The organism is Shewanella sp. SM101 (genome assembly GCF_025654465.1).
Classification (GTDB): domain Bacteria; phylum Pseudomonadota; class Gammaproteobacteria; order Enterobacterales; family Shewanellaceae; genus Shewanella; species Shewanella oncorhynchi.
On record NZ_JAKKRH010000022.1, the window covers coordinates 64,264 to 83,366 of the forward strand.

Genomic DNA, 19,103 nt, shown 5'->3' on the forward strand with positions numbered 1-19,103 from the left:
GTCAAGATCTAAGGTAACAGCTGCGACTCACAGGAGGTGAGCCCATCAATACAGGCATCTAACTGAGTGACTTTATGTTCTAACTCACTTATCTGGCGTAAAAAATCCGCTTTAATACCCAACAAAAAAGCCTGCACTGTGGCTAACTGAGCATGCTTATCGCCTTGTTCGAGTAAATCTTTTAGTTGGACAAGCTTAATGCCGAGGGCTTTGGCCTCTTTGATCAGCAACAACAGCCTAATATCCGCCGCACTATAAATACGATAACGCCCCTGACGTGCGGGAGTGTCGATAAGCCCCCACTCCTCATACAAGCGAATCGCTTTTATCGACAGCCCTGTTTGCTTTGCCGCTTGTCCAATATACATAGCTCAACCTAACCCTTTAAAGACATTACTCATATCTGCATTGCTTGCCATTATCAGCCACAGTATCAGCTTAGGCCAAGACTTGTCGCAGCAATCTTATGCTGCTAGTCTGGCCGCTTAAACGAGCGTTTTAACTTGGGATTTTTATCATGGGATTTACACAAGAACAGCTGCAAGAAGGTGTACAAGAACAGGCAATGGAAAAGTTTCTCGCACAGCATCCTATAGTCACCGAAATCCCCGTTGCATGGGGTGAAATGGATGCCCTACAACACGTAAATAATGTGGTGTATTTCCGCTATTTTGAAACGGCACGTATCGACTTTTTCAATCGCCTCTTCCCGCTAGATACCCTGTATAAATCAGGTATTGGCCCCGTAATCAGCGAAAATCAGGCTCGCTATAAACGCCCAGTGACTTTCCCCGATACTTTATTGGTGAGTGTCAGTATTAGCGATATTCACAGCGATAGATTTACCATGCATTATCAGGCTTTTAGTAAACAGCAGCAGGCAGTAACGACGTTAGGTACTTCAGTCGCGGTGATGTTTAACTTTAAAACGGGCAAAAAAGCTGAGTTACCAGCAGAACTGCTGACAATTCTCAAACAACACGAAATCGCTTAAGCTATTCAAATCAATAACGAATTGCCAGCACACTTTAGGCCATACCTTGAGGGAAGCATGTATGTCAGATAACGAAAATATCGAAATAGCCATCGAACATCAACAGGATAAACAGCGTTTTATTATCCCTGTCGATGGCTATGAAGCCGTGTTGGAATACCAATTATCAGGCAAGGATATCGATTTTAGCCGCACCTTTGTCCCCAACGAACTGCGCGGTAAAGGCCTTGCCGAACGCTTAGTGCGCCACGGCTTAAAGTGGGCTAAAGGCCAAGAGTTTACTATCCAAGCCAACTGCTGGTATGTGCAGCAGTTTTTGAAATAGGCAGATTTAAAAACGAGTTCGCTAAATCCAATAAACAGGGTAATGGCGCTTGGGATCGGTGGAGAGATTATTGACCACCAGCGCGACCAGTAAGAGTAATACTGAGCCGAGGAACACTGGCATTAACGCGTAAAGAAAGCCAAGTTGATGCACGTTTTCACCGCCAATCACGGCAATCAATGCCGTTGCGCCGCCCGGAGGATGAAGAGTGCGAGTCAGGTACATGAATGCGATAGACAGGGATACCGCTAAGGCGCTCGACAGCACCACATAATCGCCACACACTTGGTACACTGCGACCCCAATTAAGGCCGATAACACACTGCCACCAATCAAGTTACGCGGCTGAGAAAACTCCGCCAGCGGTGCACCGTACACTAGCACAGCCGACGCGCCGAACGAGCCAATGACAAACATAGTGTCGACGAGGTTTTCACTCATATAATTTGCGAGACTCGCAACCAAGTAAATGCCACAGAAAGCCCCCACCCATGACCACACAATCTTTTTAAGTGGTTGTCTTGGTGGACAAATGTCCTTCGATCGCATGCGGGTAAAATAGAATCTCATGGTTAATCCGAACCGATAAAAATTAAGCAATACAGATAAGTGATCTGCATCACAGTTAACGGGTCGACAAATTAACCCTTCAGCAGCGCAATTGCAATTACGCTGACCGAAAGAGTAAGCAGACTAAGCACCTTCACCATTCAGATTAGCGAGCATTTCGCGGATATCTTCAGGAATCGGGCGGCTTTTTTCACTGCTGTAATCGTAATGTACGAGTGTGGTTTTCACTTCGGCGGTCTTGTTACCCGCTTGCCAACAGGTTTGGGTCAGCTCGAAGCTGCTATTACCGATACGGCTGACATAGGTTTTTACTGTGACACTCTTGCCATAGTAAGTCGGCGCGATAAATGCCACGGTAAACCCCGCCACGATAAGATTCCACTGATGTAAATCTAACTCGGGATTAAAAATCTCAAAGATTGGCGTGCGCGCCGCTTCGCACCATACGGGGATAACAGTGTTGTTGATATGACCTAGGCCGTCGGTTTCAGTAAATCTTGGATTGATTTCGAGACTGTATTCTGTGGCTGACATGCAAACTTCCTTTTTATTATTTTATAACTGGAAGAGCGTGGTGATTATCGCAATGAAACCAAACCACCAAACTCATCCATTATCCTAAGCCAAACAGGTTCTAGCCACTAGCCCAAACCCAGCATTTTAAAACTGACAACTCGCCGTTTCTGGGGTTTGCTTGCCGTTAGCATCGTACTTTTTAAGGCATCCAGCCTTACCCATATCATACATTTTCTCGTATTCTAACTTGCCATTTTTATAAGACTTATACACCCCATGAGTTTTTGGGTTCTCTAAGTGATAAATCTTACGGCCCTTAGTGATATGTGAGTAATCGGCAAAACCCGGCTCTTCGGAATAGATGACACCGTTAATGTAGCGCTTGTGGATCACATGCTGCTCATCGATACGCAGCATTTCATTCGCTATCTTGCCATTCATGTCGTAACACACTTTATCAACGGCATAATTGCTATCGAGATCTTCAATACAACTCACGGCACCATTATCAAAGTACTCGCGCTGTATACCGCAGCGCGCAATGGCGTTATCCCAGAAATAAGGTTCACCGTTCCAGGTTTCGCCTTCTTGCTGGCAGTAGTTCCACAGGCTTCTTAATTGCCCATTGGGATAGAAACTGTAATGGGGGCCAGAGACACGGTTATTCACTTGGTGACCATATCGGGAGAGTGAGTAACCACCATCAGTGGAATAACTGATACTTGGGCCGTATTCCTTACCCGCTTTGTACGTTTTTAAATTTAATAAACGGCCATTGGAATCAAACTGATATTCTTTATCTACAGCGCCATTGGTGTAATAAGCCAATTTATACAAGGAGCCGCTGCTATGATATTCGCGCTGCTCACCGTGTTTTATCGATGAAATTGCTTCATTTTTGCCATTAATCACCCCTTCACAATCATCTGAGTAGGGATTCTCACGCATAATACATTCATCGTGCGAAGGCTTAAGCGTCACCGCTTCATTGAATTTATAACTCGTTAGTTCAGTCAGCTCACCGTTCTGGGGATTAAAGCGCATTTGCTGACCATCCAACTCTCCTTGGCGGTAGTTAGCGATATCCACCACGACATTCGGACTTGAATACCAAATACTCTGACCATTAAGGCGACCCTGCTCATAATGACGGGTATTAAACATCAGATTATTTTTGTCGAATGATTTAGACTCTCCTTGACGTAAGCCATTGACATAGCTCACTTCGGTACGAGTCCCATCTTCGGCTTTAAATACCCAAGGGCCAGTGCGTTTTCCTGCAAGATAGGCGCCTTCACCTACTTGATCACGGAAATGTCCGCTCGTCACTTTATCGACCCAAGCGCCTTGCTTCACACCCTTTTGATACTGGCCTTTGCTACCATCAGCCTCAAGCCACTCGCCATCTTTTACGCCATTGAGATAAATGCCTTTTGCCACTAATCGCTTATCGCCTTCTGCACTGGAGTCATAATCGGGCTCATAGACTTCGTAGGGGCCGTCGAGCACATCCTGATTGTAATGGGCAAAACCAAAGCTATCGGCCTCATCGAACATCGACTGTGCAATCCATTTACCTTGCTTTTTACCGTCAAGATATTCGCCTTCCCAATAAATGGCTTGGTTCTCTGTCTCCATCCACTTACCGACTTTTTTGCCCTGTTTGTAGTTACCAGAGTAAACCACGCTACCATTGCGACCATCGTAGGCCGCATATGGGCCATCAAGCACGCCTTGGGCATAATGACTTTCACTGGCAAGCCCTGCCCAAGTACTCGCCATGCTCATACTCATAAAATCGTAGGATGGGCCAGTTTTAGGGATCACGGCACCACCACTTTTAAGCCAATCAAAGTCATCGGCCTCAAAGGCCACGCTCACCAACACAAAACTGCCATCTTCTTCACTATATCCACTGCGATCAAAGGTGGTCACTAAGCTATATTGGCGCTCAATCCCTTGGGCATCTTTATCTTTACGAGTGAGTGGATAACGTAATTTATACTCGACGGCGGTCTTCACATCGACGGGTGAACCTTCGGAATTACGATAACCCACTAAGGTCGGCTTGGGCTTAGTAGAACCATCGACAACCGCTTTAATGGCGGGATCTTCAATCGCGTCAACATCATAGGTCATACGGTATTGTTGCGGCGGAATTTGGCTTAACACTTTGCGAACGCTACCCACGGTAAACGAGGTTAAGGTTGGTGCGACTTCATCGAGCACAACCTGTAGACGGGGGAGTTTTGTGAGATCATCCCCTTCAAAACCATAGCCCCGTAAATGCTGACCATCGGCATCTTTAAGCATGACAACCACTTCTTTGGTGCCACCTTTATCAAAATCGAGGTAAAAAACCGCAACCACTTCAGCAGAACCATAATCATCAAGACGCACGCCAGGCGCATCGCCATAGAGCATTTCGCCCCACACTTTATGATCTTTTTGATAGAAATTGAGCCATTGCCCGTTAGGCAAGTCCACTGGGCCATGGACGATTTTGTCGTAATCCTCAGCGTCAGCTGCAGGAATGACAGTTAAAGAAGATAACAACACCGCACTCGCTGCAGTGAATAAACTACGAATCGAAAGTTCCATTTAACTACACCTTTTATACCGACGCCTCGCGCCTCATGCGCACCAGTAAACGGGGCGAATTTTAAGCGAAGAAAAGCACTTCAGGAAGTAGTAGATAAAAAAAAGGCCGCTTCTGCGGCCTTTAGCAACAACAACTTAACAATTAGTTGTTGTACATAGCATTTATTTCATGGGCGTATTTATGGTAAATCATCTTGCGGCGCAGCTTGAGCGTTGGGGTGATTAAACCCGCTTCCATCGAAAACGCTTCAGGCAACAGAGTGAACTTTTTAATCTGTTCAAAACCGGCCAACTCATGCTGTAACTGCTTTAAGCGTTGCTCAAAATGCTCAACCACATGACTATGGCGCAGCAATTCTAAAGGTGACTCATACTTCAGCCCTTTGTCCTTCGCCCACGCTTCCAGTGACTCAAACGCTGGCACAATCAAAGCGGTCACATAATTACGCGCATCGGCAATAATCGCCACTTGCTCGATAAAAGGACAACAGCCCACGGCGCCCTCAACCCTTTGCGGCGCGATATATTTACCGTTAGAGGTCTTCATCAATTCTTTAATACGATCGGTAATAAATAAATTGCCGTTCGCATCGAAACGCCCTGCATCACCGGTTTTTAACCAACCATCTTCAAACGCAGCGGCGGTATCTTCAGGACGGTTGTAATAGCCGCGCATCACAGTCGCGCCGCGGACTAAAATCTCATCGTCCTTACCTAGCTTAATTTCGGTTTCCAGCAAAGGTTGTCCATTGGAACCTGGCACTCGATTACCTAAGGTATTGCAGGTCACAGTCGCGTTAGTTTCTGTCATACCGTATCCACAAAGTACTGGAATATTAATCGCATGGAAAAAACTACCGACATTCACATCTAAGGCTGCGCCACCGCAAGGCATAAACTTCAAACGGCCACCGAGCACGGCTTGCAGCTTGCTATACACCAGCTTGTGCGCCAAACGCCATTGCAGCGACAACCACAATCCGCCCTTAGCACGACCTTGGCCAACTTCGAACTGACGTTGGCCGACGCGCATCGCCCAAGCAAACAACTTCTTACGACCGTCGGCTGATTTGGCGACTTTATCTTGTACGGCGCTATACACTTTTTCGAGGAAACGCGGCACCACACACAAGGTATGTGGACGCACGGCGCTAATCGCCTCTTTCACTCTTTGGGTATTTTGCAGATAGACGTTATGGCCGCCACGGCACAAGACGTAGAAACTCCAACTGCGCTCAAATACATGGCTCAATGGCAAAAATGCCAAAGACACATCGCCAGAATGGAAGGCCAATTTTTGATCGTGCTGGCGTATGGTAGACGCCATATTACGGTAATCCAGCATCACGCCCTTAGGATCGCCCGTCGTGCCGGAGGTATAAATTAAGGTCAGTAAATCATCAAGATTTGCAGCGTGTAAACGCTGATTAAGCTCGGCTTCTTGCTCAATGTTTAACTGAGTGTCACCCGCCAGTAGGGTATCTAGATGCCAATGCTGATTGGCCTTATCGGCAGCGAGTGTCACGCTGGCATCGAATACAATCACATGCTCTAAGCTTGGGCATAAGGCTTGCAACTCACACGCCATGGCGTATTGCTTAGCGTCGTCGACAAAAATCACTTTAGCGGTGGCGTCGTTAACGATAAAGCTCGCCTGTTCGACGGTACTGGTGGGATAAATTGGCACTACAACGGCGCGAGTTTTGAGAGTGCCGACATCGGCACAAGTCCACTGCGGGCAGTTTTGCGCCAGAATAACGCAACGGTCTTGCACTTGTACGCCAAGTTCGATCAACACTTGTGCAATTTTACTGCTGATTTGGTCGAAGGCTTGCCAACTCACCTGATACCAAGGAGCGGCCATTTCAAAACCTTCCAGCGCTACTGCGTCTTTTAAAGACTCGCTCTGCTGCTGTAGTAGTCGAATAACATGATATTGATCGAGAGACATAAGAGACTCACCTTTTTAGCTTACAAGTGTACCGCTTTTGCAGCATTCTACCTGAAGGCCAAATAAAAACTAAGAGTTTTTGCTCTAATGTTGTGCAAATGTCGCCCAAATCACGCTGTAAATAGGCTTTTATCTGCTAATGACATCGCCTTGCCAGAGTTTTTCTTATCCCCAAAAAACACAACTTGTTCGTGTCAGTGCTTGTAAATAGGTTCACAACAACTTAGGTTGACATGAAAAACGCCCAGCACTGCCCGCTCACACCTTGTTAACACATTAATATACCGATATTTTGTATCTAAATTTACAACTCGTCCTGAAATGCAAAAAGGAAAGCGCGCATGATACATAGCATGACACACAGGAAGTTAAGCAACACAGTTCAACGCCTTGTGCCAACTCAGCCACGCCATGGTGCGACTAGTGCCACATGGCACACGCGTACTTTGAGAATGAGCGCCCTCATACTGGCAATGGCAAGTACGGCGACGTGGGCGAGTGATGTTAAAAGCCAAGAGACACAAGCGACGGCAGATATAGCTAGGAACATGGCGAATGACACTGACACTTGTTATGTGGAAGGCGTATCCGATCGTCTAAACTGCGGTTTTGTGACTGTGCCAGAAAACCCTAACAAACCCGATGGCAAACAGATCCAAGTGCATTACGTTGTTTTGCCTGCGGTGAAAAATGCCAATCATGAAGAAGCCTTGCTGGCGATTGCAGGCGGCCCAGGACAATCGGCCATAGAGAACGCGGCAGGTTTCGATGCCATGCTGAGCAAAGTCCGCCAACAGCGGGATATTTTACTGATCGATCAAAGGGGCACAGGCCGTTCGAATGTGCTGGCCTGCGATGAAGGTGCTCAATCTCCACTGTCCTTCGATGACGATAATGTCGATACCTTAGCCGAAACGCAAAAATGCTTAGCCAAAATTGATGCCGACGTGACCCAATATGGCAGCCTCAATGCGATTAAAGACTTCGAAGCCGTACGTGCGCACTTAGGCTATAAAAAACTGCATATTTACGGCATCTCCTACGGCACTCGCATGGCGCAACTTTACATGCGTTTATATCCAGAGCACTTAGCCACAGTGACCTTAGACGGCATAGTGCCCATGCAGCAAAGCGTATTAGAAATTGGCTCGGCAATTGATCGTGGCTTCGACTTATTGTTTAAGGATTGCCAAGCAACCGCCGCCTGTAACAGTCAATTTCCCCAGTTAAAGGCAGACTTTGAGCGAGTCGACGCTAAGCTCGCCACAGGCCCTGTGATGGAAAACGTTTACGATCCCGTCACGGGCGAAAAAACCATGTTGACCATGACGCGCGGTAAATTCTCTGGCTCGATCCGCATGGCACTGTATCAAGCCAATGTGCGCGCCCTCTTGCCCCATGCGATTCATCAAGCATCGAAAAACAACTTCCAACCCATACTCGGCCTCTATGCCCTCACTATCGACAATGCTGGCATGGCGATGGGCATGCATGCCTCTGTGGTCTGTGGCGAAGATATGCACCGCATTACCCCAACCATGCGCGAGCAGGCCAAAAAATCCTTTATGGGCAGAACCATGATCGAAGGCTTAGAGGCGACTTGTTCAGTATGGAAAGTCCCTGCGGTCGATGACAGCTTTAGCGAGCCCATTAACAGCAACATTCCGACCTTGTTGTTATCCGGCGAAATCGACCCCGCCACCCCACCAAGCTGGGGCGAGTTAGCCATGGAAAAACTCACCAATGCCAAACACTTTGTCGCTCCTTATGCGACCCACGGTGTGGCCTATCAATCCTGCGCCAATAACCTGATTGCCGATCTCGTCCGCTCAGGCTCAGTCAACAATCTCGACGGCGAGTGCTTAAACAAAGATGTGCGCCGCAGCTTTTATTTAAATGCCAGCTCGGTGGAACCGCTTAATACGACCAGCACAAAAACCACGACAACAGATGATTACGCCAGCACTGGAGCTAAGGAATAAGCCATGATTAAAGTATCCCATCTTTCCAAACGCATCGGTGACGTGCAGGCGCTGAATGACTTAAGTTTCGTCGCACAAAACGGCCAAATCACAGGACTACTCGGCCCGAACGGGGCAGGTAAAACGACCTGTTTACGCACTATCTTTGGCCTGCTGAAACCCGATAACGGCAAGGCTGAAATCGAAGGCATAGATGTCGCCATCGACCCTATTGGCGCTAAACAGCAACTCGGGCTATTCCCCGACCCTTTTGGTCTGTACGAACGCTTAACACCACGGGAATACATTCGCTATTTTGCCGAGCTAAGCGGCTTATCATCCAAGGACGCCAAAGAAGCCACCAGCCAAGTGATTGCAAAATTGCGCCTCGAAGACATTAGCGATCGCCGCTGCAAAGGCTTCTCCCAAGGACAAAGAATGAAAACCGCCCTCGCACAGGCAATCGTCCACAGCCCGAGCAATATTATCCTCGACGAGCCGACCCGTGGGCTGGATGTGATGAGCACTCGCCTACTGCGTGACATTCTTATCGACCTTAAAAATCAAGGACATTGCGTACTGTTCTCGAGCCATGTGATGCAGGAAGTCGCCGCGCTGTGTGACCAAGTGATCGTCATGGCCCAAGGCAGAGTCGTCGCCATTGGCAGCCCAACTGAGCTTTGCATTCAAACAGGCAAAGACTCGCTCGAAGAAGCCTTTATTCAACTTATCGGCACGGATGAAGGGATAGCGGCGTGATGACTCAGCAAAGATTACGCACGCAGGTTTTAACCTTTAAGAGCTTGATATGTAAAAGCGTGGCATTTAAGAACATGGTTAAAGGAATGACAGCATGAATAAAATAATCGCTATGGTTCGTAAAGAACTCATCGATGCCGCCCGCGATAAGCGCTCTGTGATGGCGGGTCTGTACTACGCCATAGGCACACCGTTGATCATGTGCGGCCTATTTATGGTGTTAATTGGCCAGCTAACCAGCCCCGATGATTTGAAAATCACCATTAAAAATCCCGATAAAGCACCGGATTTAGTAAGATTTTTATCAAATAAAGGCATCACTCAAGGCGCAGCCGATGGCTCTGACGCCAAAGACCTTAAAGCAATAGAACTGATCATCAGCACCGACTATGCCGCGCAAATGAACCAAGGCAAAAGCGCCGAGATCACTATCGTGGCCGATAACTCTGAGGAGAAACTACAGAACTCGATTCGCAGACTCGAGAAGCAACTGCAGGCCTACAGCGCTGAAATGGGCAGTTTACGTTTAATCGCCCGCGGTATCGACCCGCGCGTGGTGCAGCCGCTTAAAGTGAATGTGCAAGACAAAGCCACTACAGACTCTAAGGGTGGGATGATCTTAGGTATCGCCATTTTCACTATGATTTACTCGGTATTTATCTCGGGCATGAACCTAGCTATCGACACCAGTGCCGGTGAGCGCGAACGCAACTCCTTGGCCCTGCTACTGAGCCATCCGCTGACCACTCGCCAGTTAGTGCTGTCAAAAATTATTGCGGTGAGCTTGTTCGCTTTGCTCGGTTTAGTGCTGATCTTGCTGGTGTCTAAAATCGCCTACGCCTTTGTGCCATGGCAGGAATTAGGCTTTAGCGTCAATATCACCACAGAATTTATGGCACTGATGTTAGTGGTAGGCATCCCCGTCGCGTTAATGGCCGCTTGTCTGCAACTTTTTGTGTCTTTTATGGCGAAAACCTTTAAGGAAGCTCAGTCCTATCTGACTATGGTGCTGTTTGTGCCCTTAGCCCTGTCGATGGCCGCCAGTTACAACATAGCGCCAGATATGCTGCAGTGGTTGCCCGTCTCGGGTCAGCAACAGGCATTAATGGACTTTATCAAAGGTAAAGACTTGCCCATGCTGCAGTTACTGGTTTCGACCTTAGGCACACTCGCCATTGCGGTATTGCTCGCCTTTGGCATGGAAAGGTCGCTCAAGAGTGAAAAAGTAATCTTCGGTTTGTAAGGTAAATCGATTGCTCAACTTGGCGGCGATCACCAAATCGTCTCCAAGTTGAAAACCTCAATAACTACGGGAGTTTGTTATGGAAAACGAATATGTCTTAATGGTGATTATGGTCACCTTCATCATAGGAATGAGTGCTACTGAGATGCTTAAGCACTATCTAAAAGCGCGCCAATTTGGAGTAGGCGCCGCAGACGATAGCCATCTTAAGGATAAAGTGACTCAACTCAGCCTACAAAACCAAGCACTGATCGAGCGAGTACAAGTACTTGAAAAAATCGTGACAGAGCCAGAGTACGAGCTAAAGCAACAGATTAATCAGTTATGAGCCCTAAACGAACAAAACAATAAGGCCACTGAATTTCAGTGGCCTTATTGTTTTACAAGCTAGATAGAAGCTTACTTAGCCTTAGGCCTGAATGCTTTGATAACCGACTCATTGCACTCTAAATACGGGCCTTCCATCAAGTCGATACAGTAAGGAATGGCGGGGAACACGGCATCTAAACATTCGCGAATCGATTTTGGCTTGCCGGGTAAATTCACAATCAAAGAATCGCCACGCAAACCTGCGGTTTGGCGCGATAAAATGGCAGTGGGGACAAATTTCAATGACTCGGCGCGCATCAACTCGCCAAAGCCTGGCATCATGCGATCGCAGACGGCTTCAGTGGCTTCTGGGGTAACATCGCGTTTCGCTGGGCCAGTGCCGCCGGTAGTGACAATCAAGCAGCAATCCTGCTCGTCAGCCATTTTGATCAGCGTCGCTTCAATCACATCCTGCTCATCGGGGATCACTTGATAAATCGGCTCCCACTCGCTGGTGAGGTAGTCGTTGAGTGTGTCGATAATCGCCTTGCCTGAGATATCTTCATAAATCCCCGCGCTGGCGCGATCGCTTACCGTCACAATACCGATTTTTGCTTTGCTCATAGGAAATCCCCAGTGATGTTGAAATGAAACATGCCGAAATAAAAAATATCGACATCAAGCATGGAAGAAGCCGCTACAGCTTCGACCTTAAGCCGCAGCTAAAATAGCATAAATGCTCAGGAAAAGGGGCGACTAAAACGTGATGGGGTTCGCGCTATGCTATTGAAAAATGGCAAGCGGAAAATCTAAAAGACAAAAAATCCAAGGCAAACTCATCAGGCCCACCTTGGATTTTATCGTTAATGCAGTAAGGATTAGCTGACCTGCGCCAACGTAGGTAAGGAGGGAAACGCGCCCTTTTGCCCGCAGGTAATTGCGCCACAGCGTGTTGCAAACACTACCGCCGCCTCTAAGTGCGCTTTGCTTTCGAGCCTTTGTTTCAAGGTCAAATTGCCTAAATCGTATTGCAGATCTAAGCCTAAGGCGAACAGAAAACCTGAGATAAAACTGTCACCTGCAGCCGTGGTATCGACGGCAGAAATTTTGGGGACAGGTACGCTAAACCTTTGCAACGCTGTGATGCATTGCACTGGGTTGGCGCCATCGGTAACCAAAATCACCTCAACCCCTTGGGCGAGGCAAAACTGCAAATAGTCTTCAAAGCCCTTATCCCGCGCCAGCGCTAAATAGTCCGCTTCTTCACGGCTCATTTTCAGCACTTGGGTGTAACGGAAACACTGCTCAACCCGCTCGGCCAGCAAGGACAAGTCTTGCCACAGGGATAAACGCAGGTTCACATCAAAGCTCACTAAGGTCGCGAACGCATTGGCACAACGCGCGCCATAAAGGCTAGTGTTAAAGATGGCGGTTTCGGTAAAGGTATTCGAGCAAAGGTGAAAGATATCAATCCCCTGCCATGGGATATTGTCAAAATGCTGATTGCTGTAACGCATATCGGCTGTGCCATTTCGGTTGAACTCAAAGGTACGTTCACCCTGTTCATCTAAATTCACCAGCACAGTCGCGGTAGCGGCGCCCGGCACTTCGGCCAAATAATCGGTCGCCACCCCCTGATCCGCTAAGGCTTGCTTTAACATAACGCCATAATGGTCGGCGCTGATGCCACCGGCAAAATAACTCTTACCGCCGAGTTTAGCGTAACCCACGGCCACATTGGCGGGCGCGCCACCCGCAATCGGCTGATGATGCTTGCCCGTGGCATCGGTTGGCAGCAAGTCTACTAACACCTCACCGAAACTGAGTAATACCGTCATTTTCACTCCAACTTTGTTTTCTATATTCTGTATTCTGTAGCAGGCAAAAAGCCCACTTCCATGGGCTGTTTTGGGCTTAACATTTTTTCTGTAAAAACAGTTTCTGTAGCAAGATCCGCTTAGAACTCGTATTTCAGCGTCGCACTTGTGGTGCGGCCATTAATGGTACGGGCACGGATGATATTGTTATCAGGGATTGAGCCTTCTTCCGCTTCAGTAATACCTGTGACATTAAACAAGTTGTTGACGTTTAAAGACACACTCATAGCTTCGGTCAGATTGTAAGTTGCAAAGGCATTTACTTGGTTGTAGCCGTCGAAACTTAAGTCGTTATTATCTTGAGCATAAGAATCCGTGGTACCGATTAAGTTAACGCCCACTGAACCTTGGTCAAAGTTGTAACGGCCCATCAAAGAGTAGATAAAGTCAGCCTGTCTTCTTGGGGTATTACCCACCACTTCTGGCGTCAATGCATCTTTAGCAATCTCAGCATCGGTCCAGGTTAGGTTGCCTCTAAAATCGAAGTCACCGATGAAATAGGCCGACTCGATTTCGATACCTTTGGCTTTGTACTTACGGTCGAAGAAACGTTGGCTTGTGGCTTCAAAGTTTTGCTCTTCGGTTTCTGAGTAGAACGCCGTCGCGAACACAGACAGATCATCGTAACGGTACTTAACACCTAACTCATACTGGTCAACGATATCAACCGCATCTTCCTTCGCCACTGAACCATCGGCACGCACCTTACCAAATAACAGACGGTCGGCATTGGCGCGGCCACCGTGGCTCAAGCGACCAAAGGCGGCTAAGTCACTGGAAAATTGATAGTTAGCACCTAATGAGTAAGAGGTGTAGCTCCAATCGTAATTCACTGGCTGAGGGTTCGCATTATCGATAGAAGACACGCTCTGCTCAGGGATTGAAATCACTCCATCGAGATTCATATCCACTTGCGATTGCACGCTACCCGCGTAGTTACCGCTGGCATCACCACTGTCATAACGCACACTGGCATCGAGCGACAAGTCACCAAAACTCGAGGCTAACGCGAGATAAGGCGCTTTAATGCTGTAGTCGGTATCGTAATTACGTTGGCAACAATTTCCCCAGTAAGGTACGCCGTAACCATAGAGGCCATTGTCAGAATAGGCAGTGCCATCGGCGGCAACCACATCTAATAGCGCTGCATTATCGCCTTTGACTTCCATCAGATAAGAGTTCCACATCCAACTCATGCCGATGTTTTGGGTGGCATTGTAATAGCCTAAGGTCACGCTGGTATCGTCGAAGGTTTTAGTCAATTTAAAATCGTTTACGATTGAGCCAAAGTCATTCATCTGCACATCAAAGGTATTGATACGCATGGCTAAACCGTCCATCTGACTACCCGCATTAGGTCCATTGGCGTAAATCAACTTAGCGCCAGTGCCAGCAATACTGGTGGCAATGTCGCTACCGTTGGCCACTTCGGCTGGGAATGGCGCGATGAAGTTGCCGCTCACATCGGAGAAACGGAAACGGTTTTCGACCTGCCAATCGTTACCTAAATCGAAGGAGGCTTCTAAGCCGACAGAATTAACTACAGGATTCATGCCATCGCGCATATCGCCACGGCGACGTTCTCCGTCGGCACCTAAGCTCAAGGTTGACTGGAAATACGCGGATTGAATCGCATCGGATTTAGCATCAAAACCTGGGATTGAACTGCCATCTGAGTACATAGGCATAGGTAAGTAACCAATGCTTTTATCATCTAAATGTTTGAAATACAGACGAACATAGCCTTTATCAAATTCTTTGGTTAAGTTGGCTTTGATCTGGCCGCCTTTGTTGGCGTTATAGCCAGCGTCGCGTGGGCCTTCACCGGTGCGCACAAAACCACCCACATGGAAACGCAGGCTGTCGTTGATGCTAGTGCCGTATTCAAAGTCGGTACGGAAGGTATCGTAATCCAGCCCTAAGGTGGTAGCCACACTGCCCGAATCCGAAGTACCCGTTTTACTGATTACGTTGATAATGCCACCGGGCGCATTACTGGCCGCAGTCGATGCCGAGCCACCACGGATAGATTCAATGGTTTGCACTGTTGAATCTAAGCGTAAAAAGATGTCTGCGTTACCGAAGGCGATATCGCCAAACTGCAGGATTGGCAAACCATCTTCTTGAATTTGCAGGAACTTAGCACCACCAGACGCCACAGGTAAACCACGCACGGCAATGTTAGCGTTACCTTCACCACCAGTAGACTCCACCTTCATCCCCGGAATAATACGGAATGCTTCGGCCGATGAACGTGGCGAGCTCACTTCCAGCTCAGCCAGTGACACGCTGCTGACTGACACACTCGAGTCCATAACACGAGTGCCGCGGGCAACCCCAGTCACGGTAATTCTTTCTAAACCTAACGCGTCTTTCTTGGCTTCTTCCTGTTGTGGTGCGTCGGCAGCCCAAAGGTGAGAACTCACCAACACGGCCAATGTACTTAACAAGAATTTCTGTGATGTGCTTTTTATCATTTTTATGTCCCCACCCATATTTGAGATGCAGCCCTATCTCCCCATGGCTGCCTCTACCGAATTGTGATTAATCGAAGAACCATCTTAGTGATTGCTCAAGGTCATATTGAACTTAACCCCGATCCAACTTAATCGATTAAGTTAACAAGTTAGCAACTTAACAACAAAAAGCAAGTGCGTTTTTTGCACAGTTTTGGTTCGCACTCTAGGTGCACTAGGTCAAAGTATTGATTAATTAAAGAAATGTGACAGAAAAATATTTCCTGTCACAGTCCAAATTAGTGCGCTTCAACCGTTAACAAATGGCGGGCAGGATCTTTAACGAGATTAAATCCGCTGAGGAGGCATAACAAAAGGGCAAAACCAGTGGCAAGGTAGAAGCCATATTTAACATGGCCGAAGATATCGCCCACGAACCCCATCAACAAGGGGCCAACGGCGGCGGACACGGCAGTAAAAAACAAAATCACCCCAGCCACAGAGCCATGCTGATCTACGGGAAAACAGCTAATCCCCTTAGAATTGAGCGTGGGGTACATCATGGACATAAACAGCCCAGACAAGGGTAGTAAGATGACCGCAGCCTCAATACCGTAGATCATAGACCCAAGATAACAAGCACTTATCGCAAAGCTAAACCAGAACATCACTTGCTGCCAAGGGAAGCGATCGAGCACCCAGCCCCCTAAAAAGCGCCCACCCGCACGCAGGGTAAAAAAGATCGTCAGGGCATAAGCGGCCAATGTGGTGTAATCGCCTTGATAACTTTGCAGCAAGGTCGGCATCCACACATAAATCGCCACTTCGGTGGCAACATATAAACCTATCGCGAGTGAAAACCCTAATGCATAAGGGTTTTTCATCATCTTAAAGGTGCTGGCAAGGTTAATCGCATCCGTCGAGGAACGTTTGATTTGCGGATAATCAGCCCGATAAGCTAACCAACACAGCACTAAACAGAAGCAACCCGCCCCAAAATACAGATACTTCCAAGAGACGCCGCTGATCAGTAAATAACTAACAATGGCTGGCCCTATCATAGCGCCGACACCAAAGTAGCCCTCTACCGTATTCATAGTGCTCGAATGCTGTTTTGAGGAAGTCGAGATATCGCCGATAAGCCCGAGTGCGCCGGTTTTAAAGACGCCAATCGCCGTGCCGACAAAGGCGAGCAGGAACAAGAAATAGTAAAACGATTCCCCCAGCGCGAACATGAAACAGGCGAGCGCGAATAACAATAACCCCAATAGAATGGTTAACTTACGCCCAATCTTGTCCGCCAAGAAGCCTAAAAATAGTCCACTTATCGCGATAAAAATCATCGGCATATAATGGAAAGCACTGGCCTGCGACATGGACAAACCAAACTGGGATATCAACTCTGGAATAATGACACCCACGGCATCTGAGGTCATAGCGAACATGAAAAACATTAAATATGTGAGTACCCTAATACGGGTGTGATTGCGGTTATCGCAACCTTTTGAATCACTTACCATACCATTTCACCTTATCGTTATTATACCTACTCGCTCTCAGCTGCTCAGTGACAGCATACTGAAAGGGTTTCGGCTTTTGTGTACAGCAGTGAGCCAGCCTCCCCCAAAACTTGAGACTAACTCAAAAATCCAACAAACCACTTGAATAATGTTTCATATTGGTTAAATATACAACTTAATCGATTAAGTTTGGTTGTGCAATCAATTAAAGGATTGCCATAAACCTTTACTCTAAAAAGACAACTCAAGCGTGGGCAAAGTATGAAAAACCAAGTGCAACTGATCACCTATGTCGACAGAATTACCAATGCAGGGCTCAAGGAGCTCAAAGCGCTACTCGATGACGAGTTGCAAGGTCTATTCGGCGGCGTACATCTTTTGCCTTTCTATTTCCCCATTGACGGCAGCGATGCGGGCTTCGATCCGATAGACCATGTGCAAGTCGATTCACGCTTAGGCAATTGGGATGACGTTAAACGCATTGGTGACGACTACGACATCATGGCCGACCTTATCGTTAACCACATGTCCGCCGAATCACCAGAATTTAAAGACGTGCTCAAGCACGGCAAACAATCGGCTTACTGGGATTTATTTTTAACCAAAGACAAGGTATTTCCTGAGGGGTTAAGCGAGCAAGATCAAGCCGCTATCTATCGTCCGCGTCCGGGCAGTTGTTTTAGCACTTACACCTTAGCCGATGGTTCGACCGAAGAGTTTTGGACCACCTTTACCCGCAATCAAATCGATATCGACGTTCATTCCACCGCAGGTAAAGATTATTTAAACCGAGTGCTGGCGCGTTTCGACCACAGTAAAGTGAATCTGATCCGCTTAGATGCGGCGGGCTATGCGATTAAAAAGCCCGGCACTAGCTGCTTTATGATTGAAGAGTCCTTCGAGTTTGTGGATAAGTTAGCCCAGCAAGCCAATGCGTTAGGTATGACAACGCTGGCCGAAATTCATTCGCACCACATGACTCAGGTCGAGATCGCCAAGCGGGTCGACATGGTGTACGACTTCGCCCTGCCACCGCTCATCTTGCACACGCTGTTTAGCCAAGATTGCCAAGCCTTGACCCATTGGCTGGAAATGGCGCCACGCAACTGCATTACCGTACTCGACACCCACGACGGTATCGGCATTATCGACGTCGGCCCTATGGATGGCTTGCGCGGATTATTGACCGAAAATCAAATCGATAATTTGGTTGAAACCATACATGGCAATAGCAAGGGCGAGAGTCTACAGGCCACAGGCGCGGCCGCCAGCAACGTCGATTTGTATCAAATCAACTGCACCTATTACGATGCACTCGGCCAGAATGACCTCGATTATTTGATGGCGCGGGCGATTCAGTTTTTCGCACCAGGGATTCCGCAGGTGTATTACGCGGGTCTGCTGGCAATCCCGAACGATATGGCGCTGCTTAACCGGACTCACGTCGGCCGCGATATTAATCGCCCTTATTTGAATCGTGAAAAAGTGCAGCAAGCCATGCACAAACCTGTCGTTAAGGCGCTAACGAAGCTGATTAAACTGCGCAATAGCAGCTCAGCCTTCGATGGCCGCTTTACAATGGCATCGGCAGAACGCACATTAACCTTGTCTTGGACAGCGGCCGATTCGCAGGCGAGCCTCACCCTCGACTTTGCCAATAAAGATGGCCAAATCATCCTTTTAGATAAGCAAGGTAAAGAGACACAAGTGTCGTTATCAAGACTGCTGGCTCAAGCATAAGCTTGCGTTCCTGTTCGGGCTTAAGCTTAGGTTTAATACCAATTACATTAATTAACTGGTCAAAATTGTCCACGGTCTAGTACACAATTCTATCACTCTTGCTTTCTTCTCAATGAAGGTATTCCATGCGATAGAGCACTGTTCGACAATATCGTCATAACCACTAAAACAACGATTGGCCAACACATTTTGACGCAGCCATTGCCATACCTGCTCTATTGGATTCAACTCCGGTGAATAAGGTGGCAACTTGAGAAGCGTCAGATTATCAAAGTCATCGG

17 protein-coding genes are annotated in these 19,103 nt (G+C 47.7%); 7 read left to right on the plus strand and 10 right to left on the minus strand.

Annotated elements, in window-relative coordinates; translation table 11 throughout:
- Positions 1-8: 8 nt before the first annotated feature.
- Positions 9-368: a MerR family transcriptional regulator gene (locus L5M38_RS13575; protein ID WP_105250930.1), complete on the minus strand. Its 360-nt coding sequence runs from the start codon at positions 366-368 to the stop codon at positions 9-11.
- A gap of 197 nt (positions 369-565) precedes the next feature.
- On the opposite strand from L5M38_RS13575, the gene L5M38_RS13580 reads away from it, so the two are divergent.
- Together L5M38_RS13580 and L5M38_RS13585 are read left to right on the plus strand one after the other, a co-directional pair.
- Positions 566-994 (plus strand): acyl-CoA thioesterase, encoded by a 429-nt coding sequence (locus L5M38_RS13580; protein ID WP_263179454.1) that lies wholly within the window; start codon positions 566-568, stop codon positions 992-994.
- Between the two features lie 61 nt (positions 995-1,055).
- The gene (locus L5M38_RS13585) at positions 1,056-1,319 is read left to right on the plus strand and encodes a GNAT family N-acetyltransferase (RefSeq protein WP_263179443.1); all 264 of its coding nucleotides are present in this window, start codon (positions 1,056-1,058) and stop codon (positions 1,317-1,319) included.
- Positions 1,320-1,340: 21 nt separating this feature from the next.
- Here the strand turns inward: L5M38_RS13585 and L5M38_RS13590 are convergent, their stop codons facing one another.
- From L5M38_RS13590 to L5M38_RS13605, 4 genes are all read right to left on the minus strand, one after another.
- Positions 1,341-1,889: an HPP family protein gene (locus L5M38_RS13590; protein WP_198573880.1), complete on the minus strand. Its 549-nt coding sequence runs from the start codon at positions 1,887-1,889 to the stop codon at positions 1,341-1,343.
- A 123-nt stretch (positions 1,890-2,012) separates the two neighbouring features.
- Positions 2,013-2,423 (minus strand): acyl-CoA thioesterase, encoded by a 411-nt coding sequence (locus L5M38_RS13595; protein ID WP_219235799.1) that lies wholly within the window; start codon positions 2,421-2,423, stop codon positions 2,013-2,015.
- Between the two features lie 126 nt (positions 2,424-2,549).
- The gene (locus L5M38_RS13600) at positions 2,550-5,006 is read right to left on the minus strand and encodes a toxin-antitoxin system YwqK family antitoxin (RefSeq protein ID WP_263179444.1); all 2,457 of its coding nucleotides are present in this window, start codon (positions 5,004-5,006) and stop codon (positions 2,550-2,552) included.
- A gap of 142 nt (positions 5,007-5,148) precedes the next feature.
- Complete coding sequence (locus L5M38_RS13605; protein ID WP_173242490.1) at positions 5,149-6,957, minus strand: AMP-dependent synthetase/ligase; 1,809 nt, start codon at positions 6,955-6,957, stop codon at positions 5,149-5,151.
- A 341-nt stretch (positions 6,958-7,298) separates the two neighbouring features.
- Here L5M38_RS13605 and L5M38_RS13610 point away from each other — a divergent pair, with 341 nt between their 5' ends.
- The 4 genes from L5M38_RS13610 (at position 7,299) to L5M38_RS13625 (ending at position 11,248) form a co-directional block, all read left to right on the plus strand.
- The gene (locus L5M38_RS13610; protein ID WP_263179446.1) at positions 7,299-8,939 is read left to right on the plus strand and encodes an alpha/beta hydrolase; all 1,641 of its coding nucleotides are present in this window, start codon (positions 7,299-7,301) and stop codon (positions 8,937-8,939) included.
- A 3-nt stretch (positions 8,940-8,942) separates the two neighbouring features.
- Complete coding sequence (locus tag L5M38_RS13615; protein WP_219254690.1) at positions 8,943-9,677, plus strand: ATP-binding cassette domain-containing protein; 735 nt, start codon at positions 8,943-8,945, stop codon at positions 9,675-9,677.
- 94 nt (positions 9,678-9,771) lie between these two features.
- On the plus strand, positions 9,772-10,920 hold the full coding sequence (locus L5M38_RS13620) for an ABC transporter permease (RefSeq protein ID WP_263179449.1): 1,149 nt from the start codon (positions 9,772-9,774) through the stop codon (positions 10,918-10,920).
- A gap of 79 nt (positions 10,921-10,999) precedes the next feature.
- Positions 11,000-11,248: a hypothetical protein gene (locus tag L5M38_RS13625; protein ID WP_106648667.1), complete on the plus strand. Its 249-nt coding sequence runs from the start codon at positions 11,000-11,002 to the stop codon at positions 11,246-11,248.
- A 71-nt stretch (positions 11,249-11,319) separates the two neighbouring features.
- On the opposite strand, the gene mog is transcribed toward L5M38_RS13625, so the two are convergent.
- The 4 genes from mog to L5M38_RS13645 all read right to left on the minus strand — a co-directional run bounded on the left by mog (position 11,320) and on the right by L5M38_RS13645 (position 17,082).
- Positions 11,320-11,853 carry a molybdopterin adenylyltransferase gene (mog, locus tag L5M38_RS13630; protein WP_105250920.1) on the minus strand — a complete coding sequence of 178 codons (534 nt, stop codon included), beginning with the start codon at positions 11,851-11,853 and terminating at the stop codon, positions 11,320-11,322.
- Between the two features lie 254 nt (positions 11,854-12,107).
- Complete coding sequence (locus L5M38_RS13635; RefSeq protein ID WP_263169394.1) at positions 12,108-13,067, minus strand: carbohydrate kinase family protein; 960 nt, start codon at positions 13,065-13,067, stop codon at positions 12,108-12,110.
- 119 nt (positions 13,068-13,186) lie between these two features.
- Complete coding sequence (locus L5M38_RS13640; RefSeq protein ID WP_263169395.1) at positions 13,187-15,583, minus strand: TonB-dependent receptor domain-containing protein; 2,397 nt, start codon at positions 15,581-15,583, stop codon at positions 13,187-13,189.
- A gap of 278 nt (positions 15,584-15,861) precedes the next feature.
- Complete coding sequence (locus L5M38_RS13645; RefSeq protein WP_263169396.1) at positions 15,862-17,082, minus strand: MFS transporter; 1,221 nt, start codon at positions 17,080-17,082, stop codon at positions 15,862-15,864.
- Between the two features lie 261 nt (positions 17,083-17,343).
- Here L5M38_RS13645 and gtfA point away from each other — a divergent pair, with 261 nt between their 5' ends.
- Positions 17,344-18,822, plus strand: a complete 1,479-nt coding sequence (gene gtfA / locus L5M38_RS13650) for a sucrose phosphorylase (RefSeq protein WP_131524539.1) — start codon at positions 17,344-17,346, stop codon at positions 18,820-18,822.
- 51 nt (positions 18,823-18,873) lie between these two features.
- On the opposite strand, the gene L5M38_RS13655 is transcribed toward gtfA, so the two are convergent.
- Positions 18,874-19,103 (minus strand): transposase (locus L5M38_RS13655; protein ID WP_263176513.1); only part of this gene is annotated, 230 nt, incomplete at its 5' end.